Genomic DNA, 25,725 nt, shown 5'->3' on the forward strand with positions numbered 1-25,725 from the left:
AGCATGTTTGTCGATCTGACCGCGGAACAGAAAAAGCTGCGCCTGGCGGTGCGGGACTACTTCAACAACCTGATGACCGACGAGCTGCGCTGTGAACTGCGCGGCGCGGAGGGCTCGGAGGCGTCGAACCGGCTGGTGCGGCAGATGGGCAAGGATGGCTGGCTGGCGGTCGGCTGGCCCAAGGAATACGGCGGCCAGGGCTACGGCCCGACCGAGCAGCTGATCTTCTTCGAGGAGGCCAACATTGCCGGCGCGCCGCTGCCCTTTGTGACCATCAGCACCGTGGGCCCGGCCCTGATGCAGCACGGCTCGGCGGAGCAGAAGGAAGCCTTCCTGCCAGGCATCGCCGCCGGGGAGATCAACTTCGCCATCGGCTACTCAGAGCCCGGCGCCGGGTCCGACCTGGCCACGCTGAAAACCACAGCGCGGGTGGAACAGGATGGCTTCGTGGTCAACGGCAACAAGCTGTGGACCTCCGGCGCCCATTCGGCGGACTACATCTGGCTGGCGGCGCGGACCAACCCGGACGAGGCGCGGCACAAGGGCATCTCGATCCTGATCGTTGATACGCAGGCCGAGGGCTTCTCCAGCACCCTGATCCCGACCTGCAGCAACCCGACTGCCGCCACCTATTACGACAACGTATTCGTTCCGGCCAACCGGCTGGTGGGTGAGCTGAACAAGGGCTGGCAACTGGTCACCGCCCAGCTCAACCACGAGCGCCTGGGCCTGGGGTCATGGTCGGACAGGGTGGTGGGCATCTTCCGCAAGGTCTACCTGTGGGCCCGCGCCGAGGATGAACAGGGCCGCCGGGCGATGGATCAGCCCTGGGTGCGCAGCCTGCTGGCGGAATGCTACGCGCGCATTGATGCCATGCGGCTGATCAACTTCCGCATTGCCGCCGACCTGGAGCAGGATCGGGTGGACGTGGCGCTGGCCTCGACCACCAAGGTGTTCGGCACCGAGGCGGTGGTGGACATCCTGCGCAAGCTCAGTGAAGTAGTGGGCGCCAACGGACTGATCCGCGAGGGCAGTGCAGCGGCTTTCCTGCTGGGCGAGCTGGAATACGACGTGCGCGCCTGCGTGACCCTGACCTTCGGTGGGGGGACCAACGAGATCCAGCGGGAGCTGATTGCGCAGTTCGGGTTGGGGATGCCGCGGTCGCGGTGACCGGAACACTGGTTGGGGAGGGCTCCAGCCCCGGAATCAGTCCGAAGCCCTGAAGAGAAAGGCCGATCATCTGATCGGCCTTTCTCTTTTCTGCTGCCCGGCGGCTGAAAGGATCAGCGCTCCAGATGCTGCAGCTTGTCCGGCACGCCATCCCATTCCTCGGCGTCGGGCAGGGCGTCCTTCTTCTCGGTGATGTTCGGCCAGATGTCTGCCAGCTCGGCGTTGAGCTCGATGAACTGCTGCTGATCCTCGGGCACCTCATCCTCGGCGAAGATCGCGTTGGCCGGGCACTCGGGCTCGCACAGGGCGCAGTCGATGCACTCGTCCGGGTGGATCACCAGAAAGTTCGGGCCTTCGTAGAAACAGTCGACAGGACATACCTCAACGCAATCGGTGTACTTGCACTTGATGCAGTTGTCGGTCACAACGAAGGTCATGGCAGGTTTCTCCAGAAAAAGGCAGTCACAAAGTTGGCGCGTATTCTAGCAGCAAATTTTCGGCTGGGGCAGCCGATGCGGCATTTTTGCCCACGTTCGGCTGCTTTTCCTGATCGATCAATGATAATGAATATCATTTGTGAAAGATCAGCCCCAGCGCTTCTTCCATTCGTATAGCAGTTCCAGCGCCTGCCGGGGGCTCATGTCGTCCGGGCTGAGCTGATGCAGCGCCTCGGCGGCGGGGTGCGGCGCGGCAGCGAACAGGTCAGGTTGCACCGGCTGCATCTGGGCTCCGCGACTGCCCTGATCCAGGCTCTGCTGCTCGAGCGTGGCCAGGTGCTGACGGGCCCGTTCGATCACCGGGCGGGGTACGCCGGCCAGTTGCGCCACCTGCAGACCGTAACTCTGGCTGGCCGGCCCCGGCAGCACGTTGTGCAGGAAGACAATGCGCTCGTTGTGTTCGGTGGCGTTGAGGTGAACGTTGGCGACGCCGGGATCGCTGTCGGCCAGAGCGGTGAGCTCGAAATAGTGGGTGGCGAACAGGGTGAAGGCGCGCAAGCCGGCCAGATATTCGGCGGCGGCCCAGGCCAGCGAGAGACCGTCGAAGGTGCTGGTGCCGCGACCGACCTCGTCCATCAACACCAGACTGGCGTCCGTGGCGTTGTGCAGGATATTGGCGGTTTCGCTCATTTCCACCATGAAGGTGGAACGACCGCCGGCCAGGTCATCACTGGAGCCGATGCGGGTGAAGATGCGATCCATCGGCGACAGCACCACGCGGGCCGCCGGGACATGGGAGCCGATATGGGCCAGCAGCACGATGAGGGCGGTCTGACGCATGTAGGTGGATTTACCGCCCATGTTCGGGCCGGTGATCACCAGCATGCGCGTCTCCGGCGTCAGCTCCAGATCGTTGGCGACGAAGGGGCCATCCAGCACCTTTTCCACCACCGGGTGACGTCCCTGCTCGATGCACAGCTGGCCGCTGCCCTCGACGAACTCCGGCCGGCAGTAGTCCAGGGTTACCGCCCGTTCGGCCAGGCAGCTGAGCACATCCAGCTGGGCCAGGGCTGCGGCGCTGTCCTGCAGGGCGGCCAGATCCTCGTTGAGACGATCCAGCAGCTCGTCGTACAGCTGCTTCTCCCGGGCCAGGGCGCGACTGCGCGCGGACAGGGCCTTGTCCTCGAATTCCTTGAGCTCCGGGGTAATGAAGCGCTCGGCGCCCTTGAGCGTCTGGCGGCGGATGTAATCGGCCGGTGCCTGGGCGCTCTGACCACGGGACAGTTCTATATAGTAGCCATGCACCCGGTTGTAGCCGACCTTGAGGGTCGACAGACCGGTGCGCTCGCGTTCGCGGTTCTCCAGATCGATCAGGTACTGGCCGGCGTTCTCGCTGATGTTCTGCAGGTCGTCCAGCTCGCTGTCGTACCCTTCGCGGATCACCCCGCCATCGCGGATCACCGCCGGGGGATTGTCGATGATGGCCCGCTGCAGCAGGTCGGCCAGCTCCGGATAGGTGGAGATGGTCTCGCCCAGGCTGCGTACATGCTGGCTGGGGATGGACTCGATGCAGCGCTGCAGTTCGGGCAGTGCGGCCAGGGCATCGCGCAGTCGCGCCAGATCCCGCGGGCGCGCAGAGCGCAGGGCGACCCGCGCGAGAATCCGCTCGATATCGCCGATGCCCTTGAGCACCGGGTGCAGGTTCTCGTAGTGGTAGTCCTCGATCAGCCCGGCGATGCTGTCCTGGCGTGCGCGCAGGGTCTCCATCTGGCGCAGCGGACGATTGAGCCAGCGCGCCAGCAGGCGGCTGCCCATGGTGGTGGCGGTATGGTCGAGCACATCCAGCAGGGTATTGTCCCGGCCGCCTGAGAGGTTGCAGTCGATCTCCAGATTGCGGCGGCTGGCGCTGTCGATCACCACGCTGTCCTCGAAGCGCTCCTGACTGATGCTGCGCAGATGCGGCAGGGCGGTGCGCTGGGTCTCCTTGGCATAGCCGAGCAGCGCCCCTGCCGCACCCAGCCCCAGGGTCAGATCGGCGCAGCCGAAACCGACCAGATCCCGGGTGCCGAACTGCTGGGTCAGGGCCTTGAAGGCGCTGTCCTGATCGAACTCCCAGGGCGCGCGGCGACGCACCGCACGGCGGCGTTCGATGGGGGTATCGCTCTCCCAGTCATCCGGGATCAGCAGCTCTGCCGGTGCCAGCCGCTCCAGCTCGCCGAGCAGGGTTTCCCAGCCGGACAGTTCCATGACCGTGAAGCGGCCGCTGTTGATGTCCAGGGTGGCCAGGCCAAAGGCACGCTCGCTGCCGACCAGGGCGGCCAGCAGGTTGTCCCGGCGCTCGTCCAGCAGAGCCTCGTCGCTGACCGTGCCGGGGGTGATGATGCGCACCACCTGACGCTCAACCGGTCCCTTGCTGGTGGCCGGGTCGCCGATCTGCTCGCAGATCACCACCGACTCGCCGAGCTTCACCAGGCGGGCCAGATAGCCTTCGGCGGAATGAAACGGAATGCCGGCCATGGGAATCGGCTGACCGCCGGAGTTGCCGCGGGCGGTAAGGGTGATGTCGAGCAGGCGGGCAGCCTTCTTGGCATCGTCATAGAACAGTTCGTAGAAATCACCCATACGGTAGAACAGCAGCTGGTCCGGGTGGTGCTGCTTGATGCTGAAGTACTGCTGCATCATGGGAGTGTGGGTAACGGATTTCTCGACGCGGCTCATGAAATTCCCTGAAGCGTGTTTCTGAATGGGGCAGGAAGCGGCATAGTCTAGGCTACAACGGTGCCGGTGCGAAACCGGCATGGCCGGTGAGCCGGCGCTTTCGTCATTGGAGGAGAAACCGATGTCACAGTATGATCCCCTGATCGATTCCGCTGCTGCGCGGCTGGGAAATGCCCTGCGTCAGCTGGGCCTGCGGGTGACCACTGCCGAGTCCTGCACCGGCGGCGGCATCGCCGAAGCCATCACCCGCATCAGCGGCAGTTCCGGCTGGTTCGACACCGGCTTCGTCACCTACGCCAACCACAGCAAGGTCCGCTGGGTGGGCGTCTCCGAGGAGGACCTGCAGCAGTTCGGTGCGGTCAGCGAGCCGGTGGTCCGGGCCATGGCCGAAGGCGCGCTGCTGGCCGCCGAGGCCGATCTGGCGGTAGCGGTCAGCGGTATTGCCGGGCCGGAGGGCGGCACGCCGGACAAGCCCGTAGGGACCGTGTGGTTTGCCTGGGCGGTGCGCGATCGCGGGGTGCTCACGCAGTGCCGGCGGATCCAGGGCAGCCGCCGCGATGTGCGTGCCCAGACCGTACTGCACAGTCTGCAGGGGCTGATTGCCGAAGCCGAGAAGCTGGCTGTGAACCGTTCCGCATGATTGGCCATCCCTGGTTGAAAAGGGGGTAGGCGGGTGCGAGTAACTGTGGAATAATACTGACCATATATACAGTGTTATGCGGTTTCACCTATTCTGAATTTCCCGGGCCGTGCGCGTGCCCGTCTACCGAGAGGATGCACAATGGACGACAACAAGAAGAAGGCGCTGTCGGCGGCCTTGAGTCAGATTGAACGTCAATTTGGCAAAGGCGCGGTGATGCGCATGGGTGACCATGAACGCCAGGCGATTCCTTCTATCTCCACCGGTTCACTGGGACTGGATATCGCCCTGGGCATCGGCGGTCTGCCCCGCGGCCGGATTGTCGAGATCTACGGTCCCGAGTCCTCCGGTAAGACCACCCTGACCCTGTCGGTGATTGCCCAGGCGCAGAAGAAGGGCGCGACCTGTGCCTTCGTCGACGCCGAGCACGCGCTGGACCCGGAGTACGCCGCCAAGCTGGGCGTCAACGTCGATGACCTGCTGGTCTCCCAGCCCGACACCGGGGAGCAGGCGCTGGAAATCACCGACATGCTGGTGCGCTCCAACGCGGTGGACGTGATCATTGTCGACTCGGTGGCGGCACTGGTGCCCAAGGCCGAGATCGAGGGCGAGATGGGCGATCACCACGTGGGCGTTCAGGCCCGTCTGATGTCCCAGGCCCTGCGCAAGATCACCGGTAACATCAAGAACGCCAACTGCCTGGTGATCTTCATCAACCAGATCCGCATGAAGATCGGCGTGATGTTCGGCAACCCGGAAACCACCACCGGCGGTAACGCGCTGAAGTTCTACTCCTCCGTACGACTGGATATCCGCCGCACCGGCGCGGTGAAGGAAGGCGACGAGGTGATCGGCAGCGAGACCCGGGTCAAGGTGGTGAAGAACAAGGTGGCGCCGCCGTTCCGCCAGGCCGAGTTCCAGATCCTCTACGGCACCGGTATCTACCACAACGCCGAGATCATCGATCTGGGCGTGTCCATCGGTCAGATCGAGAAGTCCGGCGCCTGGTACAGCTACAAGGGCAACAAGATCGGTCAGGGCAAGTCCAATGCGGCCAAGTTCCTCGCCGAGAACCCCGAAGTGGCGGAAGAGATCGAACAGGCCATCCGTAACGAGTTGCTGCCCAAGGCCGGCAGCAAGAGCACCCCGGTGGAAGAGAACGTCGATATCGACGGCTGATCGGGTTTTTTGCCGTGTTCAAGCGCAGCCAGCTGGAGACCCCCGTGGCCATTCGCAGATCCGCCCTGGATCTGCTGGCGCGGCGGGAGCACAGCTATGCCGAGATGCTGCGCAAGCTCCGTCAGCGCGGGGCAACTCGGGAGATGGCGGAGATCGAGCTGGACCGTCTGCAGGAAGAGGGGTTGCTCAGCGACGAGCGCTTCTGTGAAGCCTATATCCATGCGCGCAGTCAGCGGGGCTACGGTCCCGTCCGTCTGCGTGAGGAGCTGCGCCAGCGAGGTGTGGCCGAAGGGCTGATCGAGCGGTACCTGCGCAGTGAGCAGTGGGACTGGTCCGAACTGGCGCGGCAGGCATTCGCCAGGCGCTTCCCGGAAGGGCCTGCCGCAGATCTCAAGGAAAAATCGAAGCAGCTGCGCTTCATGCAGTATCGCGGTTTCGGCGGGTCCTGGCAGGACTGACGGCGTACATTATCTCTGACTACCTACTCCCAGGCGGTTGCGCCTGTACCATATAAAATCTTCTGAACGCTGCTGCTGATGGGGTATGGCGCCCCGTCCGGGGCGCCCCTTGTTCACAGCTTGGCGATGGATACCTCCGTGGATTTGACGAAGGCGATCACCTCCGAGCCTACCTGCAGAGCGAGCTCATCCACCGAGCGGGTGGTGATCACCGAGGTGACAATACCGGCGGCGGTCTGCACGTCGATTTCCGACAGCACATCGCCCCGGATGATCTCGCGGATCTGGCCCTTGAACTGGTTGCGTACGTTGATTGCCTGAATGGTCATGCTGTTTCCTCTAGGGGTTGTGTTCAGAGTGCCCAGCGCAGCTGCGTGGGCAGGGGGTTGATTTTTTCCGGGCGTTCGGGGCTGGCCGGATTGGCCAGTACCCGTTCCAGTACCCGGGATTCCAGCTCCGCGAGCTGGAAGGAGCTGTGCGAGCGTGGCCTGGCGACATCCACCGTCAGGTCCAGGCCGATGCGGCCCTGTTCGATGAGAATGACCCTGTCGGCCACGGCGACTGCCTCGGCGACATCGTGGGTGACCAGCAGCACGGTGAAGCCATGCTGGCGCCAGAGTTTCTCGATCAGCTGCTGCATCTCGATCCGGGTCAGGGCATCCAGCGCGCCCAGGGGTTCGTCGAGCAGCAGCAGACGCGGCTGGTGGATCAGCGCCCGGGCCAGGGCCACGCGCTGCTTCTGCCCACCGGAGAGGGTGGCCGGCCATTGATCGACCTTGTCCGACAGACCCACCGCAGCCAGCGCCTCCAGTGCGCGCTCGCGCCAGTTGCCGGTCAGGCCCAGACCGACGTTATCTATCACCTTCTTCCAGGGCAGCAGCCGGGCATCCTGGAACATCAGGCGCGTATCGCGGTTGTCCTTCAGGGGCTGTCCGGCGGCCAGCAGCTCACCGCTGGTGGGCTGATCCAGACCGGCCAGCAGGCGCAGCAGGGTGCTCTTGCCGCAGCCGCTGCGGCCTACCACGGCGATGAACTGCCCGGCGGGCACTTCCAGATCCAGGGCGCGCAGTACCTGCAACTGTCCGAAGGTCTTGTTCAGTCCGTGCACCGACAGGGCGATACCGCTGGCGTTGCGTGGGGGTTGCTGGGCCGTCATGCCTTGGCTCCTTTCTGATAGGCCGGGTGCCAGCGCAGCCAGACACGCTCGAGAAAGCGGGCGGCCACATCGGCGAGTTTGCCGAGCAGGGCATAGAGCACTATGGCCAGTACCACCACATCGGTCTGCAGGAACTCCCGGGCATTCATCGCCAGGTAGCCGATGCCGGCACTGGCGGAAATGGTTTCGGCGACGATCAGCGTCAGCCACATGAAGCCCAGGGCAAAGCGCAGGCCCACCAGGATCGACGGCAGGGCTCCGGGCAGTATCACCTGGCGGAACAGGGCAAACCCCGAGAGTCCGTAGCTGCGCGCCATTTCCACCAGCCCGGCATCCACGTTGCGGATGCCGTGGTAGGTATTGAGGTAGATCGGGAACAGGGTGCCCAGTGCCACCAGGAAGATCTTGGCGCTCTCGTCGATGCCGAACCACAGGATCACCAGCGGTATCAGCGCCAGGTGCGGCACGTTACGGATCATCTGTACCGAGCTGTCGAGCAGGCGTTCACCCCAGCGTGACAGGCCGGAGATGAACCCCAGCAGCAGCCCCAGACCGCCGCCGATGGCCAGTCCGACAAAGGCCCGCCAGGTACTGATCGCCAGATGCTCCCAGATCTCGCCGCTGCTGATCAGGTTCCAGCCGGCCAGCACCACGGCGCTGGGTGCCGGCAGGATGCGACTGGACAGCAGGCCGCTGGTCACCGCCAGCTGCCAGGCTGCCAGCAGCAGACTGGGCAGCAGCCAGGGCGCCAGCCGCTGCAATAGTTGTTGTCGTGTTGCGTGCATGGCCGTTCCCTCAGCTCTGGGCTGCGGCGGGCAGGATGTCATTGGCGATCATCTCGCCAAAGGGGCTGATGAACTGCTTGCCCAGCGGCTCCTCCGGGCGAGCCAGATCCAGATGGGGGAACAGCAGCTCTGCCACCCGATAGGACTCCTCCAGGTGCGGGTATCCGGAGAAGATGAAGGTATCGATACCCAGATCCGCATATTCCTGTATGCGTGCCGCCACCGTCGGACCGTCGCCCACCAGGGCGGTGCCGGCACCGCCGCGCACCAGGCCGACGCCGGCCCAGAGGTTGGGGCTGACTTCCAGGTTGTCCTTGCTGCCGCCGTGCAGGGCGGCCATGCGCTGCTGGCCCACCGAGTCGAAACGCGCCAGGGAGGCCTGCGCTCGGGCGATGGTGTCATCGTCCAGGTGGGAAATGAGCTGATCTGCCGCCGCCCAGGCTTCCTCGTTGGTCTCGCGCACTATCACATGCAGTCGAATGCCGAAGCGGACCTGGCGACCCTGGCGGGCGGCCTTCTCGCGCACCTGTTCGATCTTCTCGCGTACCGCCGCAGGGGGCTCGCCCCAGGTCAGGTAGAGTTCGACCTGTTCGGCTGCCAGATCCTGGGCCGCATCGGAGGAGCCTCCGAAGTACAGCGGCGGACGGGGCTGCTGTACCGGCGGGAACAGCAGCTTGGCGCCCTTGACCTGGATGTGCTTGCCGTCATAGTCGACGGTCTCGCCCTCCAGTACCCGACGCCAGATGCGGGTGAATTCCACCGAGGCTTCGTAGCGTTCGGCGTGACTCAGGTTCAGCCCATCACCGGCCAGCTCGTCCGGATCACCGCCGGTGACCAGGTTGAAAAGGGCGCGGCCATTGGACAGACGGTCCAGGGTGGCGGCCTGGCGGGCGGCGACGGTAGGGGAAATGACCCCGGGGCGCAGCGCCACCAGGAACTTGAGACGCTGGGTCACCGGAATCAGCGAAGCGGCTACCAGCCAGGAGTCCTCGCAGGAGCGGCCGGTGGGGATGAGCACGCCGCCGTAGCCGAGCTTGTCAGCGGCCTGGGCGATCTGCTGCAGATAGCTGTGGTCTACGGCGCGGGCGCCCTTGGTGGTGCCCAGATAGCGACTGTCGCCGTGGGTGGGCAGGAACCAGAAAATGTTCAGACTCATGAGTGGTCTCCTTGAATGACTGGGGTGTGATCAGTAGCGGCACTGACCCTGCGGAGGCGGCGCAGTGCCCGGTTCGTTTCAGTTGGCTGCGGTGTGGGTCGGGGGTGCCCAGACCACTTCGCTGATGTTCAGCTCCCGCGGGATCAGCTTCAGCTGGTAGAAGGTGTCGGCGATGTCCTGCTGGGCGCGGATCACTTCCGGGCTCAGCGGACGGGGGCCATAGCCCTGGCGCAGCAGCGCGGTACGGGTGATCTCCGGGCTCAGGCCGAGCAGTGGCGCCACCTGGGCCACGGCCTCATCCGGGTTGTGCCTGGTCCAGTTGCCGATGGCCTCGATTTCCTCGAGCAGAATTTGCAGCACCTGGGGGTTGTCCCGGGCATAGCTGCGGGTGGACAGGTAGAACTGGTAGTTGCTGACCAGACCCTCGCCGTTGGCCAGGGTGCGGGCCCCGATCTGTTGCTCTGCGGCGGACTGGAAGGGGTCCCAGATCACCCAGGCATCGACGCTGTTGCGTTCGAAGGCGGCCCGGGCATCGGCCGGCGGCAGGTAGACGGGCGTGATGTCGTCAATACTCAGGCCGGCCTGCTCCAGCGCACGGACCAGCAGGTAATGCACGTTGGAACCCTTGTTCAGGGCAATGCGCTTGCCCTTGAGCTCGGCCACCGAGGTGATGGGGGAGTCGCTGGGTACCAGAATGGCTTCGCTGGTGGGAGCCGGCGGTTCATGGGCGACATACAGCAGATCCGCACCGGCGGCCTGGGCAAATACCGGCGGGGTTTCCCCGGTGGTGCCGAAGTCCACCGCGCCCACATTCAGCCCCTCCAGCAGTTGGGGGCCAGCCGGGAACTCGATCCAGCGAACGTTCACGCCCTGTTCGGCCAGCCGGCGGTCCAGTTCGCCATTGGCCTTGAGCAGCACCAGGGTGCCGTATTTCTGATAGCCGATGCGCAGATCGGCTGCGTTGGCCTGGGTAACAGCGCCGAAGGACAGGGCAGCGGTCAGGAGTGCTGCCAAGCCGCGGCGCAGGGTGACCTTGTTCATGGTCTTCTCCTTGCGATGGGTTTGGTAGCCTGCTGACCCGTTGGCGGGTGAGTAAGGCGGGTTATGCTCGGTTTGGTGCCCGGTCCGGCTAGATGCTCCAGCGGGCGTGGATCAGTCGGTCATTCAGTACCCTGGGGTCGATCGGCGCCGGGCGTCTGGCCAGCGCGGCGATGAAATGCTCCAGGGCATCGTCAAGACGTTCCAGCAGGCTTTCGTCGAACTGCGCCGGCTCGCCGTACTGGATCAGGTGGTCGGTAGCGAACACGCCGTGCAGGGTTTCCTGCGCCTTGAGCGCGGCCAGTACCGGTTTCAGTGCATAGTCCACCGCCAGCATGTGGCTCTGGGTGCCACCGGTGGCAATCGGCAGTACCACCTTGTGCGCCAATGCCCGCTCCGGCAGCAGGTCCAGCAGCACCTTGAGCGCACCGGCGAAGGAGGCCTTGTACACCGGCGTACCGATAATCAGGCCATCGGCCCGGCTGACCTGCTCGCCGAAGTGGCGGATGGCCGGGCTGTCAAAGCGGGCCAGCAGTAGCTCGGCTGGATCAAACTGGTGGATGTCGAAATGCACCACCTCCACCCCGCGCTGGGTCAGCCAACCTCTAGCCTGATCCAGCAGTAGGCCGGTACGTGAGCGTGAACTGGGACTGCCACCAATGGTTATAACCAGCATTAACCTTTTTCCTTATAATCTTTAGTTCTGAGAAGAACCCCGGATGGAGCTGAGAATAGCAGTGGATTTATATTTCTCTAAATCATTAGTTTTCATTTTGTAATTCATTTTCGTTCTAAGTCGGTTGCTGATACAGGGCGGTCAGCGCCTCGCCCTTGATCAGTGCCAGTTCCGCGGCGCGACGATCCCGCGGCTGAGCCAGTGGCACATCCAGCTCCGCGACGATGCGGCTGGGCCGGCCGCCGAGAATGATCACCCGGTCGCTCAGGTACACCGCCTCATCCAGATCGTGGGTCACCAGCAACACGCTGATCTCGTACTGGGCGGCCAGCTTGATCACCAGGTCCTGCAGCTTCATCCGGGTGAAGGCATCCACCGCGCTGAAGGGTTCGTCCAGCAGCAGCACCTGGGGGCGACCGTAGAGACCGCGGGCGATGGCCACGCGCTGGGCCATGCCGCCGGAGAGTTGCTTGGGCAGCGCATCACCCCGGCCCTCCAGACCGACGTCACGCAGCAGCTGACGCACCCAGCGCTCATCCGCCCGGCGCCCGTCGGCGAAGCCGATGTTCTCTGCCACGCTCAGCCAGGGCATCAGGCGTGGTTCCTGAAACACCACACCGATGCCCGACCCGGTACCGAAGTCGAGCAGCGGGTTGCGCTCCATAGCGCCGTGGAAGTGGGTGTCCAGTCCGGCGGCGATGCGCAGCAGGGTGCTCTTGCCGCAGCCGCTGGGTCCCAGCAGGCTGATGACCTCGCCGGGTGCCAGCGCCAGGCTGACGTCCTCCAGCACCGTGAGCTCGGCAAAGGACTTGTGGATGTTGCTCATGCGTAACAGGGCGCTCATTGACTCTGCTCCTTGCCATTGAAGTTGTCCCGCCAGCCCAGCATGCGTTTTTCCAGATGCTTGAGCAGGCTGTCGGTGAGCTTGCCCATCAGGGCCAGGGTGATGATGGCGGCCAGCACCAGATCGGGGCGTGACACTTCCCGGCCGTCGGTCAGCAGGTAGCCGATGCCCTCGGTGGCGGCCAGCAGTTCGGCGGCCACCACGCACAGCCAGGCCATCGACAGCCCGTTGCGCAGCCCGGTGAACAGATAGGGCAGGGCTGCCGGCACCATGATCCGCCTCATCAGCGCCGCGCGGCTGAAGCCGAGTTGGGTGCCGACCTCGACCAGCTTGCGGTCGACGTTGCGCACGCCGGCGACCATGTTCATGTACACCGGAAAGAAGGAGCCGATGGCGATCAGGGTTACCTTCGACACCTCGTCGATACCCAGCCAGATCAGCAGCAGGGGCACCCAGGCCAGGCCCGGCACTGCGCGCAGGGCCTGGAAGGTGGGATCCAGCCAGGCCTCGAGTTGCCGGCTCATGCCTACCAGGGTGCCGATCAGCACCGCCAGACCGGCACCGATGCCGAAACCCAGCAATACCCGTTGGGAGCTGGCCGATATATGGGTCCACAGCGGCCCGCCCGCCAGCTCGCGGAAGGTCATCAGCAGGTCGCTGGGCGCCGGCATCAGCCAGGCCGGAACCCAGCCCCGACTGACACTCAGCTCCAGGAGGGCGATGATGGCCAGCGGCAGCAGCAGGCCGACCGGAGTGAAGCGCAGCAGACGCACCGCCGACCACCCGGCGATCGGGGTCTGCTGCAGCGCCTTGGGTTGGGCCTGACTGCTCATGGTGCCGCGTCCTGAACCACGCGTTCGGCGATATCGGCTGCCAGCAGGGTATCCAGGGTGCCCTCGACGTCGGCCGTGCCGCGCAGGATGTTGTCGGCCTGCAGCAGGGGAATGACCGGCCTGATCGCGTCCAGGTGGGCCTGGCCGGGGATCGGACGACTGAAGTCATAGCGGGCCAGCTGCAGGCGGATCACCTCGACCGGCAAGCCGGTTTCCCGGGCGACCAGGTCAGCGGTCTCTTCCGGGTGGGCGATGATCCACTGGCGTGCCCGCTCATAGGCCCGGAGCACGGCCTCGACGGTTTCCGGGTCCTCGCTCAGCACCCGTTCGCTGGTATTGAGGAAGGCGCCCAGGCCGAATTCCGGATTGCGATAGACGAAGCGGGCACCGCCTGCCTCCGAAGCAGCCATGTGCGGATCGAGTCCGGCCCAGACATCCACGCGACCCTGCTCCAGTGCGGTGCGACCCTCGGGATGCTGCAGGTGCACGATGCGTACGTCCCGGGAGCCGAGACCATGGCGCTCTAGGGTACGCAGCAGAAAGAAGTAGGGATCCGTGCCCTTGGTTGCGGCGACGCGCTTGCCGCGGATGTCATCGACCGACTGGATGGGGGAGTCCGCCGGTACCACCAGCGCGCTGGGCTCTGCCCAGAGGTAGCTGTAGACGGTCTTGACCGGCTGGCCGTTGGCCCGGCTGACAAAGGCCGAGATGCTCGAGGTCAGGGCGAACTGGGTGGCGCCGCTGTTGAGAAATTCCAGGGAGTTGTTGCTGCCGCGGGACAGGACCCATTTGACGCTGCGGTTCTGTTCGGCGAAGTGTTCTTCCAGCCAGCCCTGATCGCGGATCACCAGGCTCGGCGGGGAATAGTAGGCGTAGTCGAGGCTGACATCGCCGGCGGCGGACGCGCCCAGCGGGGCGAATACGGCCAGGGCAGCGGCAAACAGGCGCCGCCAGGGAAGCTGTTTCATGGACATCTCCTTATTCATCTATGGGCATGGCTTTTCTCCTTCTTGTGATCAAGTCAGGCGGGTAACTGAAAAAGCGCCTGGTCGCAACCAGGCGCAAGCGTGACATCCTCGTATCAACCGGCCCGGCGGTTCGGCTGGGGCGTCAGTCGCAGGTAGGGGCGTACGGCCTTGTAGCCGGCCGGGAAGCGCTGGCGGATTTCGTCCTCGTCCTTGAGCGAAGGCACAATCACTACATCGTCACCGTCCTTCCAGTTGGCCGGGGTGGCAACCTTGTGGTTGTCGGTCAGCTGCAGGGAGTCGACCACCCGCAGGATCTCGTCGAAGTTGCGCCCGGTACTGGCCGGGTAGGTGATGATCAGGCGCACCTTCTTGTTCGGGTCGATGATGAACAGAGAGCGCACGGTCAGGGTGTCATTGGCGTTGGGGTGGATCAGGTCGTAGAGTTCGGACACCCTGCGGTCATGGTCGGCGATGATCGGGAAGCCGACGATGGTGTTCTGCGTCTCGTTGATGTCCTTGATCCACTCCAGATGCGACTGCACCGGGTCCACCGACAGGGCGCTGACCTTGACGCCGCGCTCGGCGAACCTGTCCTTGAGTTTGGCGGTCAGGCCCAGTTCGGTAGTGCATACCGGCGTGAAGTCCGCCGGGTGGGAGAAGAGGATGCCCCAGCTGTCACCGAGCCACTGGTGAAAGCGGATGCGGCCTTCACTGGAATCCTGTTCGAAATCGGGGGCGATGTCGCCCAGTCTGATGCTCATGTCGTGCTCTCCAGAATGTTGCCGGCGCGGTGGCGCCCGGCGATGGAGAGCACTATGCGTGATATTCTAGAGACTTAAAAAGAATAAATAGTGATTTTGTTATTCGTTTTCAGAATTAAGCATGCGGGCATAATTTAATTCCAAAAAATTATTTATTGTTCTTTTTTTAGATTGTTTAGCTTTGTTACACCGGATCACCGGACAACCCGAGGCTCGCCTCCGACGTTCCCGATCCGGCTCTGCAATGAGGCGGGTCCTCCATCTTGTTTGCAGAGAGAAGCATATGAGCACCCATAGCACCACCCCGAGTCGCCGGCGTACCCTGCTGGCCACCCTGTTCACCGCCGCCAGCCTGCTGCTGGGGGGCGCGGCCCTGGCAGACACCACCGTCCGCATCGGCTTTCAGAAGTCGTCCACCCTGACCACGCTGCTGCGCAGTCAGGGAACACTGGAGAAGGCGCTGGCCGAGCAGGGCGTTACCGTTTCCTGGCACGAATTCCCCAGCGGCCTGCCGCTGCTTGAGGCGCTGAATGTGGGCAACGTGGATTTTTCCGCCGATGTGGCCGATACGGTTCCGGTCTTCGCCCAGGCCGCCGGCGCCCGTCTGGTCTATGTCGCCCAGGAAGCGCCGTCCCCTACCGCCCAGGCGATTCTGGTCCATGGCGATTCCGATATTCGTGAGTTGAGCGATCTCAAGGGCAAGCGCGTGGCTGTCACCAAGGCAGCGGGCAGCCACTACCTGCTGATCCAGGCGCTGAAAAAGGCCGGCCTGAGTTTCGCTGATATCCGCCCCTCCTATCTGACACCGGCGGACGGCCGGGCCGCCTTCGAGAACCGCAACGTGGATGCCTGGGTGGTCTGGGAACCCTTCCTGACCAGTGCCCAGCGTCAGCTTGCCCCCCGGGTTCTGGCCGATGGCAGTGACGGACTGGCGGACTACCAGCGTTACTACCTGAGCTCTGTCGCCTTCGCCGAACAGCACCCGGAGGTGCTCAACACCCTGTTCGAGGAGCTGCGCAAGGGTGGCGAGTGGCTGCGAGCCAATCCCCGTGAGGCGGCAGAGATTCTCGGCCCCCTGTGGGGCGGTCTGGAGCCCGAAATCGTCGAAGTCGCCAATCGCAAACGCAGCTATGAAGTGCGTCTGGTACAGGCGGACGGGCTGGCCGAGCAGCAGCGCATTGCCGACACCTTCCATGCCGAGGGGCTGTTGCCGGTGCGGGTGGATGCCAGCGATGTGGTGATCTGGTCACCCGAGGAGCAGTGATGACGACCCTGAGCCCATTGCGTACGGCCGCAGGCGCAGCCGGCATTGCACCCGTGATCAATCCCAGAGTGCTGTCACTGGACGACAGCCAGTGCAGCCAGGCAGTGCCGACCCTGGCGGCGCAGCTGGCGGCCACCGCCGTGCAGCGCGATCAGCAGGGTGGCTCGGCCCAGGCCGAGAAGCAGCTGTTCCGCCAGAGCGGCCTGCTGCACCTGAGCATACCCCGCAAGTTCGGTGGCCAGGGCAGTCGCTGGCCGGAAATCTACCGCATCACCCGCTACCTGGCGGCGGTGGACAGCTCGCTGGCGCATCTGTTCGCCTTCCACCACCTGCAGCTGGCCACCATCCAGCTGTTCGGCAGCGAGCAGCAGCAGAAGCACTGGCTGACCCACACCATCGAACGGGACTGGTTCTGGGGCAATGCCACCAATGGTCGTGATACCGGCCTGCAGCTGGTGCGCGAGGAAGACCACTATCTGCTGCTGGGCAGCAAGTCGTTCTGTTCTGGCGCCCTGGGGGCCGACGCGCTGGTGGTGAGCGCGCCCGTGGAGTTCGGTTCCCAGGAGCGGGTCTTCCTGGCGCTGCCTGCCAGCCGGGACGGGCTGCTCATCGATGATGACTGGGATGGCTTCGGCCAGCGCCAGACCGACAGCGGCACAGTGCACTTCGAGGGCGTCTATGTGGATCCCGGTGACTTGCTGGAACAGGGGCTGGGCACGCCGCGGGCGACCCTGCGTACCTGTGTCTCCCAGATGGTGCTGGTGCAGATCTACCTGGGCAACGCCGCCGGCGCCCTGAGTGCGGCCGTTGACTACATCCATGAGCGGGCGCGCAGCTGGCCGGGCTCCACCGCGGAGAAGCCGACCAATGATGCGCTCATACAGTTGCGCCTCGGTCAGCTGTGGTCCCGCTTCGATGCCGCCAGCGCCCTTGCCGAGCGGGCGGCGGAACGCCTGCAACAACTGCTGGACAGGCCCCAGCCCACCCCGGCCGAGCGTGGCGAGCTGGCCACCTGGATTGCCGAGGCCAAGCTGCTGTCCGGTCGGGTAGCGCTGGATATCACCAGCGAGATCTTCGAAACCATGGGCGCGAGGGCGACCTCCTCCCGATTCGGCTTCGACCGCTTCTGGCGCAACGTCCGGGTGCACACCTTGCACGATCCGCTGGATCACAAACAGAAGGACATAGGTCGCTGGCTGTTGACCGGGGAGTATCCACCTCCCTCCAACTACAGCTGACCTGCCGCAGAGGGCGGCAGCATTCCAGCGGCCGGGTGCTCGCTCCCGAAGGAGTGCGGGAGCTAGCGGTACGTGCCGGACACATTCTTACGATTGTCCCCGGTCGAGCATGGCAACGTGGTGGGTGTTACTGCGGCCGATCCCGCCGGCACCATCTGGGGTGGCAGATAACCACCGCTGGCTTCTGTTCCTTCCTTGCCCCGGCTGCGGCCGGGGATTTTTTTTCACCAGGTGCTGCGAAGGGCACAGTTCGATCCGCCGATTTGGGGACCTGCGCCTCCGAGAAGAACCTTTTGACTATGGGGTTGGCACAAATGGAGTACACAGAATCCGATCGGCCATCGGCTGGAGCGCTGTTCTTGGCGCTGGCTGTGGTCGGGCTGGGTGTTTGCCCTGTTCTGTCTGCTCGGCCTGCTGGTCGGGTTGGGTGTGCGTCGGTTGCTGAATCAGTGATGGCGCAGAGCCGGTGGGCCGATTTTATTCAGGCCCACCGTCGCTGCTGTTTTTCGATCAGGTTCTGCAGTTGATAGAGATAGGCAAAGCCCTCTTCCCAGCGGGTATAGCCTGCCTCGGTGTTGATGTGCCCGGCCTGCTCGAGGATGATCGCCTGGCTGGCCCAGCTGTCGGCCAGGGTCAGTGCGCGCCCGGCACTGGCGGCACGGTCGTTGGTGGAGCCGATCACCAGACTGGCAAAGCCCAGCGGCTGTCGGGGGATGGGGGCGAAGTTCTGCAGCGGGGCAGGGCAGCCGTCACGCTCCACGTCCGCCGGCGCCACCAGCAGCGCGCCCTGGACCCTGGCGCGCAGGGCCGGTGTCGCCTGGGCAGCCCAGTGCGCTACGGTAATGCAGCCCAGGCTGTGGGCAATGAGTATCACCGGACCAGGCTGCGCGGCGATGCAACGATCCAGGGCATTGACCCAGTCGGCGCGCCGCGGCAGATGCCAATCGGCCTGCTCGACGCGCTGGGCGCCGGGCAGCAGGCGTTGCCAGTGGCTCTGCCAGTGGTATCGGCCGGAGCCCTGCCATCCGGGCAGGATCAGGTATCGGGGGGAAGCTGTGGTCATCATGATCTCCTGCGATGGGGGGATTCAGGGTGGCGGGCAGGTCAACTGCCCGCCAGGTGAAAACGGGCCCAGAGGGCCCGTCCGGATCACAGCAGGGTGAAGGTGTAGCTGGCGATGGCGCGCAGCTCGTCCTGATCCCGTTGGCCGGCCACGTCGCTGCGCAGGCTGGCATGGCGCAGGGACAGGTCGAGGTTCTTCAGCCAGCCGTTCTGGATGCGGTAGTCGACCCGCAGATCCCGCTCCCACTCATGATCAGCGCCGGACACGGCGGCCTTGACGTCATCGCCACGCAGGTAGGTGGCGCTGGCCTTCAGGCCGGGAACGCCGGCATTGGCGAAGTCATAGGCATAGCGTGCCAGCCAGGTCTTCTCGCCGGCCCGCTGGAATTTGGCGATCTGCGAGTCGGTGATCAGGTAGGCAGTGGCGCCGTTACCGTTGTTGACGAAGGGGAAATGGCTGTCGCCGCTCAGGTGCTGGTAGCCGAGCCCCAGGCTGTGCCCGCTCAGGCTGTAGGTGAACAGGGCGCTGAGGGCGCGGTTGTCGACCCGGCCGTCGTTCTGGAAGCCGGCAGCGCCGTAGCCTGCTTGGCCGTCATCGTTGGCGCCGTCGGCATTGCTGTCGAAGGCGCGCAGATCGGTATTCAGCTTGCCATTGCCCAGGCCGATGTTATGGACCAGTCCGAGAAAGTGCTGGCGGTAGTAGTCTTCCAGCTCGGCAAAGTAGTAGCTGGTGATCAGGTTGTCGGTCAGCTGGTAGTCACCGCCGGCAAAACGGAACTGATTGACCCGCTCGGTACCGCCGGCAATGGTCAGCCCTTCGTAATCGGTCGAGGCGCGACCGCTGGCCCTCTCGATCTGGCCCAGATTCAGGGTCAGGCCCTCGATGTCCCGGGAGGTCAGCTGACCGCCACGGAATGTCTGCGGCAGCAGGCGGCCGTCGTTGAAGGTCAGCACCGGCAGTTTGGGTTGCAGGGCACCGAGGCGCAGCTCGGTTCTGCCGATACGGGCCTTGCCGGTGAAGTCGATGCGGCTGAAATTGCTGACCGCGCTGCCGTCGTCCTCCAGCGGGAAGAGGGCACCCGGGTTGCGGTCTCGGTCAGCCTTGGTGGTGCGGCCGCCCGAATCCAGGCGGATACCAACCTGGCCCAGGGCATCCAGACCGAAGCCGACCGGACCTGCGGTATAACCGGACTGGAAGTTGAGCAGGAAGCCCTGGCCCCACTCCTCACTCTTCGAGGGGGAGGCGGCGCCACTGCGATTGTCCTGGTTGAAGTAGAAGTTGCGGGCGCCGAGGGTGGCACTGGCACCCTCGACGAATCCCTCACCGGCCTGGGCCAGGGTGGGCAGGGTGGACAGCAGTCCGAGGGCGATGGCGCTGGCCAGCAGAGTGTGTTGCATGGTGTGCTCCGTTTATTCATCCGTGTGGTCATGGGTGTGTCATCCGGCTCTGCGTGGTCGAGTGGCGCGCTGACAGTGGGGATAAAATAAACGAAGGCTGTATTTTTAAAAAAGAATAAAAATGAATGTGTTGATTCGATTTGGTTATTATGGCGCCCGGACCTGCTCGACTTCAGTTCCCGTTTCCGTGGTGCGGGGGCCGAACCACTTTTCCATCTGCACCCGGGTCCGTGCCTTGATGTCATCGTTGATGTAGAAGGCGACTGTGGTCAGAGCGGCGGCCAGTACGCCCAGGTCATCGGTATAGCCGACCAGGGGCGCCAGATCGGGAATGGCGTCCAGGGGGAAGATGAAGTAACCCAGTGCGCCGTAGATGGCCGTCTTCGCCCAGCGCGGCGTGGCTGGACTCTGGGCGGCGTAGAACAGCCAGAGCACCTTCTCCACCACCTCTTCGCCGGCGGCGCGGGCATAGCGGACAAGTTTGCGTCGCAGTCCCGATTCGCTGTAGGTGCGGGCGTAGCGCTGATTGGGGTCTTGCATGGCAGCTCTCCTGGGGTGACTGGTCATGACAGATGACCATGGTACACCGGAAAAGGTGCCGGAGGGCAAAGCCCCGGCACGGTGGCCGGGGCTGCAGGGCTCAGAGCAGGACGAAGTTGTAGGTCAGGTAGACCCGCAGCTGGTCCTCGTCACGGGCGACATCGGAGCGCAGGCTGGCATGGCGCAGCGATACACCCAGATCCTTGAGCACACCGCTCTGGACCTTGTAGTCCAGACGCAGGTCGCGTTCCCACTCGCGGTCACCGGTGTTGCCCAGGGTGTCGATGTCACTGCCGCGCAGGTACTTGGCGCTGAAGCTCAGACCCGGCACGTAGTCGGCGAAGTTGTAACCGTACTGGCCGACCCAGGTCTTCTCGCCGGCGCGCTCGAACTTGCCGATCTGCGAGTCGGTGATCAGGTAGGCGGTGGCACCGTCGCCGTTGTTGACGAAGGCGAAGTTGCTGTCACCGCGCATTGCCTGATAACCCAGACCCAGGGAGTGGTTGCTGCGGTGATAGGTGAACAGGGCGCTCATGGCCTGGTTGTCCACCTCGCCGTCGTTGAATACGCCGGCTGCGCCATAACCAGCTTCGCCACTGCGATTGGCACCGGTGGAGTTGCTGTCGAAGTAGCGCAGGTCGGTGACCAGCTTGCCCTCGCCCAGCGGCAGGGTATGCACCGCGCCGAGGTAGTGCTGCTTGTAGTAGTCCTTGAGCTTGGCAAAGTAGTAGCTGGCAACCAGATTGTCACCCAGCTGGGCGTCACCGCCGGCGTACTGGAACTTGTTCACCCGCTCGGTACCACCGGCGATGCGCAGGCCGTCATAGTGGCTCCAGCTGCGGCTGCTGGCTTCGTCGAACTGGCCCGCGCGCAGGGTCAGGTTGTCGATCTCGTCGGAGGTCACCATCACACCGCTGTAGGTCTGCGGCAGCAGGCGGCCATCGTTGCGGGTCAGGATCGGCAGGGCGGGTTCGAAGCCGCGTCCGGCCTTGATCTCGGTAGCGGATACCTTGGCCTTGGCGGCGAAGTCGATCTGGCTGAATTCGGATACCGCGCTGTTATCGTCTTCCAGCGGGAACATGGTGCCGGGCTGGCGGCTGGCGTCAGCATCGCCACGCTTGCCGCCGGAGTCCAGGCGCAGGCCGGCACGGGCGAATACGTCCAGCCCCAGGCCTACCGGGCCCTGGGTGTAACCGGAGTTGAACCTGAGCATGAAGCCCTGGCCCCATTCCCGGTCGCTTGGAGCGCCGGTGGCGTTCTTGTAGTCGCCGTCGTAGTACAGGTTGCGCAGGCTCAGGTTGGCCTTGGCGTCTTCCACGAAGCCGCCACCCTGGGCGACGGACAGGCCCGGCAGGGCCAGCAGGCCAGCGGCAACACCGGTGGCGATCAGGGTTCTTTTCATCATGTCATTCCTCGGTTTGTTTGTTACTGTCCGGGGGCGGCCGGTTTCCAGCCGCTGTAACATAGTTGAAATCCCTGAGAAATCAATCAGTCATTGGTCGCAACCCGGTGCGCACCCCGCTCAGCGGGCCGCTTCGTAGAGCGGCCGGACCTTGGCGATATTGCCGCGCAGCGTCTCTATGCGACCCGAGGACGAGGGGTGGGTACTGAGAAACGCCGGGGGCTGGCCCTGGGAGGCGGCGCCCATCTTCTGCCACAGCGTGACGGCGGCTTCGGGGTTGTAGCCGGCTCGGGCGGCCAGCTCCAGGCCGATCAGGTCGGCCTCGGTTTCGTTGGCGCGGCTGTTGGGCAGGGTCAGGCCATACTGCACCGCCAGGTCCGCGGCCTGGCGGGCACCGTCGCCGAGCCCGAGCAGGGAGCCGATCACCTGGGTGCCCATCTGGGTGGCGTAGGCGCGGGAGATGGCCTCCCGTCCGTGTTCGCGCAACGCATGGGCGATCTCGTGGCCCATGATCTGGGCGATTTCATCATCGCTGAGCTTGAGCTGGTCGACGATGCCGGTATAGAACAGGATCTTGCCGCCAGGCATGCAGCTGGCGTTGAGCGCATCGCTCTTGATCAGGTTGACTTCCCAATCCCAGCTGCGGGCGTCCGGGCGGAAATGGTCAACTTCACCAACGAGCCGGTCGGCGATGGTGCGCAGCCGCTTGAGCATGGCGGCATCGGTATTGAGCAGATTCTTGCTGCGGGCCTCGGCGAGCATTTCCTGATAGGACTCGGCAGCCATCCGGTCGACTTCGGTGCTGGACAGACCGCTGACCATGTACTGGTTGCGCTGGACGCCCACGGCACCACCCTGGGTGGTCTGGACACTCTCACAGCTCATCAGCAGCATCAGCGGCAGGCAATAGGCAAGGCGGCGAATACGCATGACGGATAACCCTTCCGTAACAAACTGGTAATGGATGCAGCGAACAATAGCAGATCGCCGCTGAAGGTTTGACCACCTCTGCCGATAAAGTTATATCCCGGTTCCCGTCGTGACGAGTACTTCATGAAATTCCGATCAATACAGCTGTCCGTCGCCGCTCTGGCAGGCGCTTGTCTCTTCGTGGCGGTGGGGGCAATGACCCTCTATGCCCTGCTGGCCTTCGAGCGCAATCAGACCCTGGTAGCCGAGCGCACCGAGCAGTTGCTGGAGCGGCATGTACGCGAGCGGCTGGAGGCGGTGGCCAGCAGCGAGATGCTGCGTATCCGCCAGCAGCTCGAGCAGCCTCTGGTGGTCAACGAGCAACTGGCGCTGCTCAATCGTCAGGCGGCGGACGTGCGGGACGGGTTGCCGCAACTGATGGTCAGCCGGGACGAGATGCTGCGCTATGTCCGTCAGGTGCTGGAAGAGCGGGCCGACCTGCTGGCAGCTTACGTAGCCTGGGAGCCCGGCGCCTTCGACGGGCTGGACAGCTTCTACGCCAACACCGGGCTGCCCGGGCACAGCGAGGAAGGGCAGTTCATACCCTACTGGTACCGCGAGGCTGATGGCAGCATTGCCCTGGATCTGCTCAGCGAACTGAACGATGAAACCCTGCTGGACACCGGGATACGGGCGGGCGAGTACTATCTGTGTCCCCGGGAAACGGGACGCGCCTGCGTCGTCGACCCGGCTCCCTATCAGCTGGGCGACAAGCAGGTCATGCTGGCGTCCTTTTCCGCTCCGATCCTGCTCAACGGTGAATTCCTGGGAATCGTCGGCTCCGACCTGTCGGTGGATTTTCTGCAATCGATGCTCGAGCGCAGCAATGGCCACCTCTTTGACGGCCAGGGCGAGCAGGCCTTGATCAGCAGTAATGGTCGGCTGGTCGCCTGGACCGGTGAAGGGGCCGCGGCGGGGGAGTCGGCCGCGGCGATTCTCGACAGCGTCGATCAGGCCAACCTGCGGCAGCTGAAGGAAGAGCCCATCTATGAAGTGGACCGGGCCAACAATCTCATCGAGCTGTGGATGCCCGTGCCCCTGGGGAACTCCGCCGCCCGCTGGGCGCTGCTGTTCCGCCTGCCGCTGGATGTGGTGATGGCGGACCTGGCCGCGCTGGACGCCGAGCTTGCCGAGCAGCAGTCCGGCGCTGCCGGCACCCTGATGATCATCGGTGTAATGATCGCCCTGGCGGGGCTCGGGGTGATGCTGCTGGTGGGGTACAACCTGGCGCGGCCGGCCCGTCAACTGGTCGGCATGCTGAATGAGGTTGCCCGGGGGGACGGGGACCTGACCCGGCGCCTGCCGGTGGAGCGGGCTGACGAGTTCGGTGCCATCGCTGCAGGCTTCAATGCCTTTCTCGACAAGCTGCAGGGTATGATCCGCGAGGTGGTCGGCTCGGTGCAGCAGGTGACGGATGCGGCGGAAAATACCGCCGATATCGCCATGCGCACCAATGACGGAGTGCAGAAGCAGCTGGCCGAGATCGAGCTGGTGGCTACCGCGGTCGCCGAGATGACCGCCACTGCCCAGGACGTCGCACGCAATGCCAGTCTGGCGGCGGAAGCAGCCGGCAACGCCAACGGCTCGGCCAGTCATGGTCGTGAAGTGGTACAACAGACCGCGGCGACCATTCAGCAGCTATCCGCCGATATCCAGCAGGCGGTTCAGACCGTTGAGAGCCTGGCCAGGGACAGCGAGAACATCACCTCGATCCTCGATGTGATCCGGGGTATCGCCGAGCAGACCAATCTGCTGGCGCTGAACGCAGCGATCGAGGCGGCCCGGGCCGGTGAGCACGGTCGGGGCTTTGCAGTGGTGGCCGATGAGGTGCGCAATCTGGCCCTCAAGACCCAGGCCTCCACCGAAGAGATTCAGCAGATGATCGAGCAACTGCAGAACGGCACGCGGCAGACAGTACGGATCATGGAGCAGAGCAGGGCGCGTACCGGCGAGAGCGTGCTGCAGGCCGAAGAGGCCGATGCCGCACTGATGTCCATCACCCAGGCAGTGTCGGTGATCAATGACATGAACATCCAGATCGCCAGCGCTGCCGAGCAGCAGAGCGCGGTGGCCGAGGACATCAACCGCAATGTGGCCAATATCGGCACCGTGGCCAACGAGGTTGCCGGCGGGGCGGCGGAGTCTTCCACCGCCAGTGCCGGTCTGACCAAGCTGGCCGAGCACCAGCGGCGCCTGATCAATCAGTTCCGGGTGTAAGGCGTACCGGGTGCCCGGTAGGTGAAGTGCAGTGGGGGCCCTGGGTAGCGGGATTGCTCACCGCCGGGTTGACCGGATACATCAGCTGAACCTGCGGCTCGGCATTGAGCAGCAGCGGTTGCAGGGCCCTGGGTGCGGTGGCATGGGCCAGCCAGATGGCCTGCTCGGCCTGATTCAGTGCCACCGGCATGCGATCGGTCAGGCGCGCCGGCAAACCCTTGGCTGGCGCCGTGATCAATACGCAGCTGTCCCAGAAGGTGCCGTCCTCCAGCTGGTACCTGTCCCAGAGGCCGGCCAGCGCCAGGCTGTCCTGTTCCCGGCGCAGATACCAGGGCTGCTTGCGCCGGCCCTGCTGCTGCCATACGTAGTAACCCTCCACCGGGATCAGGCAGCGCCGCTGTACCAGCGGTTCGCGGAACATGGCCTTGTCATGCAGGAACTCGGCCTTGGCGGTGAACGGCGCCCGGCTCAGGTCCTTGAGCCAGCCGGGCGTCAGGTTCCACAGCACCCGGGCACATTCGACGCGCTTGTCGATCTTGCGCAGAATCAGCAGCTGCTGCCCCGGTGACAGGTTCCAGCTGGGCTGCCAGTGTTCGGGCACCTCGGGCAGCGGCGCCCGGAATTGGGCGAGGCGACCGCTCACCCTGCGCTCCGGACGGAGGCTTCATGCAACATGGGACTCTCCTCGGGCACCGCGGTCTGCGGAGCCTTGATCTCGACGGCTAGTGTAAGCATTGGCCGCGGGCACTGCCAGCCACGGGGGCCGCGGCAGCGAAACCGCGATGGGGAATTGAGACTCCGACCGCAGCGCCGCAT

The 25,725-nt window shown here is 64.5% G+C and carries 25 protein-coding genes; 7 read left to right on the forward strand and 18 right to left on the reverse strand.

Annotated elements, in window-relative coordinates:
• Positions 1-3: 3 nt before the first annotated feature.
• Positions 4-1,170, forward strand: a complete 1,167-nt coding sequence (locus BM046_RS02900; RefSeq protein ID WP_090536758.1) for an acyl-CoA dehydrogenase family protein — start codon at positions 4-6, stop codon at positions 1,168-1,170.
• Between the two features lie 113 nt (positions 1,171-1,283).
• Here the strand turns inward: BM046_RS02900 and fdxA are convergent, their stop codons facing one another.
• Both fdxA and mutS read right to left on the reverse strand, forming a co-directional pair.
• A complete protein-coding gene (gene fdxA / locus BM046_RS02905; RefSeq protein ID WP_090536760.1) occupies positions 1,284-1,607 on the reverse strand; it encodes a ferredoxin FdxA in 324 nt (107 codons plus the stop codon).
• 147 nt (positions 1,608-1,754) lie between these two features.
• The gene (mutS, locus tag BM046_RS02910; protein WP_090536763.1) at positions 1,755-4,325 is read right to left on the reverse strand and encodes a DNA mismatch repair protein MutS; all 2,571 of its coding nucleotides are present in this window, start codon (positions 4,323-4,325) and stop codon (positions 1,755-1,757) included.
• Between the two features lie 121 nt (positions 4,326-4,446).
• Between mutS and BM046_RS02915 the strand changes: the two genes are divergently transcribed.
• The 3 genes from BM046_RS02915 to BM046_RS02925 all read left to right on the forward strand — a co-directional run bounded on the left by BM046_RS02915 (position 4,447) and on the right by BM046_RS02925 (position 6,602).
• Positions 4,447-4,965, forward strand: a complete 519-nt coding sequence (locus BM046_RS02915) for a CinA family protein (RefSeq protein WP_090536765.1) — start codon at positions 4,447-4,449, stop codon at positions 4,963-4,965.
• A gap of 141 nt (positions 4,966-5,106) precedes the next feature.
• The gene (recA, locus tag BM046_RS02920) at positions 5,107-6,144 is read left to right on the forward strand and encodes a recombinase RecA (protein ID WP_090536766.1); all 1,038 of its coding nucleotides are present in this window, start codon (positions 5,107-5,109) and stop codon (positions 6,142-6,144) included.
• A 44-nt stretch (positions 6,145-6,188) separates the two neighbouring features.
• Complete coding sequence (locus BM046_RS02925; RefSeq protein WP_235818550.1) at positions 6,189-6,602, forward strand: regulatory protein RecX; 414 nt, start codon at positions 6,189-6,191, stop codon at positions 6,600-6,602.
• Positions 6,603-6,715: 113 nt separating this feature from the next.
• Here the strand turns inward: BM046_RS02925 and BM046_RS02930 are convergent, their stop codons facing one another.
• The 10 genes from BM046_RS02930 to BM046_RS02975 form a co-directional block, all read right to left on the reverse strand.
• The gene (locus tag BM046_RS02930; RefSeq protein WP_090536768.1) at positions 6,716-6,931 is read right to left on the reverse strand and encodes a TOBE domain-containing protein; all 216 of its coding nucleotides are present in this window, start codon (positions 6,929-6,931) and stop codon (positions 6,716-6,718) included.
• A 23-nt stretch (positions 6,932-6,954) separates the two neighbouring features.
• On the reverse strand, positions 6,955-7,758 hold the full coding sequence (ssuB, locus tag BM046_RS02935; RefSeq protein WP_090536769.1) for an aliphatic sulfonates ABC transporter ATP-binding protein: 804 nt from the start codon (positions 7,756-7,758) through the stop codon (positions 6,955-6,957).
• Complete coding sequence (gene ssuC, locus BM046_RS02940; protein WP_090536771.1) at positions 7,755-8,543, reverse strand: aliphatic sulfonate ABC transporter permease SsuC; 789 nt, start codon at positions 8,541-8,543, stop codon at positions 7,755-7,757. Before ssuC ends, ssuB begins: the two co-directional genes overlap by 4 nt.
• Before the next feature lie 10 nt (positions 8,544-8,553).
• Positions 8,554-9,699, reverse strand: coding sequence for an FMNH2-dependent alkanesulfonate monooxygenase (gene ssuD / locus BM046_RS02945; RefSeq protein WP_090536772.1), 1,146 nt, complete (start codon positions 9,697-9,699; stop codon positions 8,554-8,556).
• Positions 9,700-9,777: 78 nt separating this feature from the next.
• A complete protein-coding gene (locus tag BM046_RS02950) occupies positions 9,778-10,740 on the reverse strand; it encodes a sulfonate ABC transporter substrate-binding protein (RefSeq protein WP_090536774.1) in 963 nt (320 codons plus the stop codon).
• An 88-nt stretch (positions 10,741-10,828) separates the two neighbouring features.
• Positions 10,829-11,413 (reverse strand): NADPH-dependent FMN reductase, encoded by a 585-nt coding sequence (gene ssuE, locus BM046_RS02955; RefSeq protein WP_090536776.1) that lies wholly within the window; start codon positions 11,411-11,413, stop codon positions 10,829-10,831.
• 115 nt (positions 11,414-11,528) lie between these two features.
• A complete protein-coding gene (locus BM046_RS02960; RefSeq protein ID WP_090536778.1) occupies positions 11,529-12,257 on the reverse strand; it encodes an ABC transporter ATP-binding protein in 729 nt (242 codons plus the stop codon).
• A complete protein-coding gene (locus tag BM046_RS02965; protein ID WP_090536780.1) occupies positions 12,254-13,090 on the reverse strand; it encodes an ABC transporter permease in 837 nt (278 codons plus the stop codon). Before BM046_RS02965 ends, BM046_RS02960 begins: the two co-directional genes overlap by 4 nt.
• Positions 13,087-14,058 (reverse strand): aliphatic sulfonate ABC transporter substrate-binding protein, encoded by a 972-nt coding sequence (locus BM046_RS02970; RefSeq protein WP_090536782.1) that lies wholly within the window; start codon positions 14,056-14,058, stop codon positions 13,087-13,089. The genes BM046_RS02965 and BM046_RS02970 overlap by 4 nt, the downstream gene beginning before the upstream one ends.
• A 113-nt stretch (positions 14,059-14,171) precedes the next feature.
• Complete coding sequence (locus BM046_RS02975) at positions 14,172-14,819, reverse strand: peroxiredoxin (protein WP_090536784.1); 648 nt, start codon at positions 14,817-14,819, stop codon at positions 14,172-14,174.
• Positions 14,820-15,102: 283 nt separating this feature from the next.
• On the opposite strand from BM046_RS02975, the gene BM046_RS02980 reads away from it, so the two are divergent.
• Entirely contained in the window at positions 15,103-16,083 is a 981-nt protein-coding gene (locus tag BM046_RS02980; RefSeq protein ID WP_090536785.1) for an aliphatic sulfonate ABC transporter substrate-binding protein, read from the forward strand.
• On the forward strand, positions 16,083-17,321 hold the full coding sequence (locus BM046_RS02985) for an acyl-CoA dehydrogenase family protein (protein ID WP_090536787.1): 1,239 nt from the start codon (positions 16,083-16,085) through the stop codon (positions 17,319-17,321). Before BM046_RS02980 ends, BM046_RS02985 begins: the two co-directional genes overlap by 1 nt.
• A 481-nt stretch (positions 17,322-17,802) precedes the next feature.
• Here BM046_RS02985 and BM046_RS02990 read toward each other — a convergent pair whose 3' ends face one another.
• The 5 genes from BM046_RS02990 to BM046_RS03010 all read right to left on the reverse strand — a co-directional run bounded on the left by BM046_RS02990 (position 17,803) and on the right by BM046_RS03010 (position 22,653).
• Entirely contained in the window at positions 17,803-18,384 is a 582-nt protein-coding gene (locus BM046_RS02990; RefSeq protein ID WP_090536789.1) for an RBBP9/YdeN family alpha/beta hydrolase, read from the reverse strand.
• A gap of 86 nt (positions 18,385-18,470) precedes the next feature.
• On the reverse strand, positions 18,471-19,781 hold the full coding sequence (locus BM046_RS02995; RefSeq protein ID WP_090536791.1) for an OprD family porin: 1,311 nt from the start codon (positions 19,779-19,781) through the stop codon (positions 18,471-18,473).
• 147 nt (positions 19,782-19,928) lie between these two features.
• Positions 19,929-20,321 carry a YkvA family protein gene (locus tag BM046_RS03000; protein WP_090536793.1) on the reverse strand — a complete coding sequence of 131 codons (393 nt, stop codon included), beginning with the start codon at positions 20,319-20,321 and terminating at the stop codon, positions 19,929-19,931.
• A 100-nt stretch (positions 20,322-20,421) separates the two neighbouring features.
• Entirely contained in the window at positions 20,422-21,723 is a 1,302-nt protein-coding gene (locus tag BM046_RS03005; protein ID WP_090536795.1) for an OprD family outer membrane porin, read from the reverse strand.
• A 120-nt stretch (positions 21,724-21,843) separates the two neighbouring features.
• Positions 21,844-22,653, reverse strand: a complete 810-nt coding sequence (locus BM046_RS03010) for a M48 family metallopeptidase (protein ID WP_090536797.1) — start codon at positions 22,651-22,653, stop codon at positions 21,844-21,846.
• Positions 22,654-22,776: 123 nt separating this feature from the next.
• On the opposite strand from BM046_RS03010, the gene BM046_RS03015 reads away from it, so the two are divergent.
• Entirely contained in the window at positions 22,777-24,909 is a 2,133-nt protein-coding gene (locus BM046_RS03015) for a methyl-accepting chemotaxis protein (protein ID WP_090536799.1), read from the forward strand.
• Here the strand turns inward: BM046_RS03015 and BM046_RS03020 are convergent.
• Positions 24,890-25,552 carry an SOS response-associated peptidase gene (locus tag BM046_RS03020; protein WP_090536801.1) on the reverse strand — a complete coding sequence of 221 codons (663 nt, stop codon included), beginning with the start codon at positions 25,550-25,552 and terminating at the stop codon, positions 24,890-24,892. The genes BM046_RS03015 and BM046_RS03020 overlap by 20 nt on opposite strands.
• Between the last annotated feature and the right edge of the window lie 173 nt (positions 25,553-25,725).

Source organism: Halopseudomonas formosensis, assembly GCF_900115905.1.
GTDB classification, from domain to species: domain Bacteria; phylum Pseudomonadota; class Gammaproteobacteria; order Pseudomonadales; family Pseudomonadaceae; genus Halopseudomonas; species Halopseudomonas formosensis.

What these genes read in the sequence shown, in the direction of transcription:
- BM046_RS02980 (WP_090536785.1), top strand. Translation starts at nt 15,103, where the DNA reads ATGAGCACCCATAGCACCACCCCGAGTCGCCGGCGTACCCTGCTGGCC.
- ssuC (WP_090536771.1), bottom strand. Translation starts at nt 8,543, where the DNA reads ATGCACGCAACACGACAACAACTATTGCAGCGGCTGGCGCCCTGGCTG.
- ssuD (WP_090536772.1), bottom strand. Translation starts at nt 9,699, where the DNA reads ATGAGTCTGAACATTTTCTGGTTCCTGCCCACCCACGGCGACAGTCGC.
- ssuB (WP_090536769.1), bottom strand. Translation starts at nt 7,758, where the DNA reads ATGACGGCCCAGCAACCCCCACGCAACGCCAGCGGTATCGCCCTGTCG.
- BM046_RS03005 (WP_090536795.1), bottom strand. Translation starts at nt 21,723, where the DNA reads ATGAAAAGAACCCTGATCGCCACCGGTGTTGCCGCTGGCCTGCTGGCC.
- BM046_RS02950 (WP_090536774.1), bottom strand. Translation starts at nt 10,740, where the DNA reads ATGAACAAGGTCACCCTGCGCCGCGGCTTGGCAGCACTCCTGACCGCT.
- ssuE (WP_090536776.1), bottom strand. Translation starts at nt 11,413, where the DNA reads ATGCTGGTTATAACCATTGGTGGCAGTCCCAGTTCACGCTCACGTACC.
- BM046_RS02915 (WP_090536765.1), top strand. Translation starts at nt 4,447, where the DNA reads ATGTCACAGTATGATCCCCTGATCGATTCCGCTGCTGCGCGGCTGGGA.
- BM046_RS02975 (WP_090536784.1), bottom strand. Translation starts at nt 14,819, where the DNA reads ATGAGCATCAGACTGGGCGACATCGCCCCCGATTTCGAACAGGATTCC.
- BM046_RS03000 (WP_090536793.1), bottom strand. Translation starts at nt 20,321, where the DNA reads ATGCAAGACCCCAATCAGCGCTACGCCCGCACCTACAGCGAATCGGGA.
- BM046_RS03015 (WP_090536799.1), top strand. Translation starts at nt 22,777, where the DNA reads ATGAAATTCCGATCAATACAGCTGTCCGTCGCCGCTCTGGCAGGCGCT.
- BM046_RS02900 (WP_090536758.1), top strand. Translation starts at nt 4, where the DNA reads ATGTTTGTCGATCTGACCGCGGAACAGAAAAAGCTGCGCCTGGCGGTG.
- fdxA (WP_090536760.1), bottom strand. Translation starts at nt 1,607, where the DNA reads ATGACCTTCGTTGTGACCGACAACTGCATCAAGTGCAAGTACACCGAT.
- BM046_RS02995 (WP_090536791.1), bottom strand. Translation starts at nt 19,781, where the DNA reads ATGCAACACACTCTGCTGGCCAGCGCCATCGCCCTCGGACTGCTGTCC.
- BM046_RS02990 (WP_090536789.1), bottom strand. Translation starts at nt 18,384, where the DNA reads ATGACCACAGCTTCCCCCCGATACCTGATCCTGCCCGGATGGCAGGGC.
- BM046_RS03010 (WP_090536797.1), bottom strand. Translation starts at nt 22,653, where the DNA reads ATGCGTATTCGCCGCCTTGCCTATTGCCTGCCGCTGATGCTGCTGATG.
- BM046_RS02965 (WP_090536780.1), bottom strand. Translation starts at nt 13,090, where the DNA reads ATGAGCAGTCAGGCCCAACCCAAGGCGCTGCAGCAGACCCCGATCGCC.
- BM046_RS02960 (WP_090536778.1), bottom strand. Translation starts at nt 12,257, where the DNA reads ATGAGCGCCCTGTTACGCATGAGCAACATCCACAAGTCCTTTGCCGAG.
- mutS (WP_090536763.1), bottom strand. Translation starts at nt 4,325, where the DNA reads ATGAGCCGCGTCGAGAAATCCGTTACCCACACTCCCATGATGCAGCAG.
- BM046_RS02970 (WP_090536782.1), bottom strand. Translation starts at nt 14,058, where the DNA reads ATGAAACAGCTTCCCTGGCGGCGCCTGTTTGCCGCTGCCCTGGCCGTA.
- recA (WP_090536766.1), top strand. Translation starts at nt 5,107, where the DNA reads ATGGACGACAACAAGAAGAAGGCGCTGTCGGCGGCCTTGAGTCAGATT.
- BM046_RS02985 (WP_090536787.1), top strand. Translation starts at nt 16,083, where the DNA reads ATGACGACCCTGAGCCCATTGCGTACGGCCGCAGGCGCAGCCGGCATT.
- BM046_RS02930 (WP_090536768.1), bottom strand. Translation starts at nt 6,931, where the DNA reads ATGACCATTCAGGCAATCAACGTACGCAACCAGTTCAAGGGCCAGATC.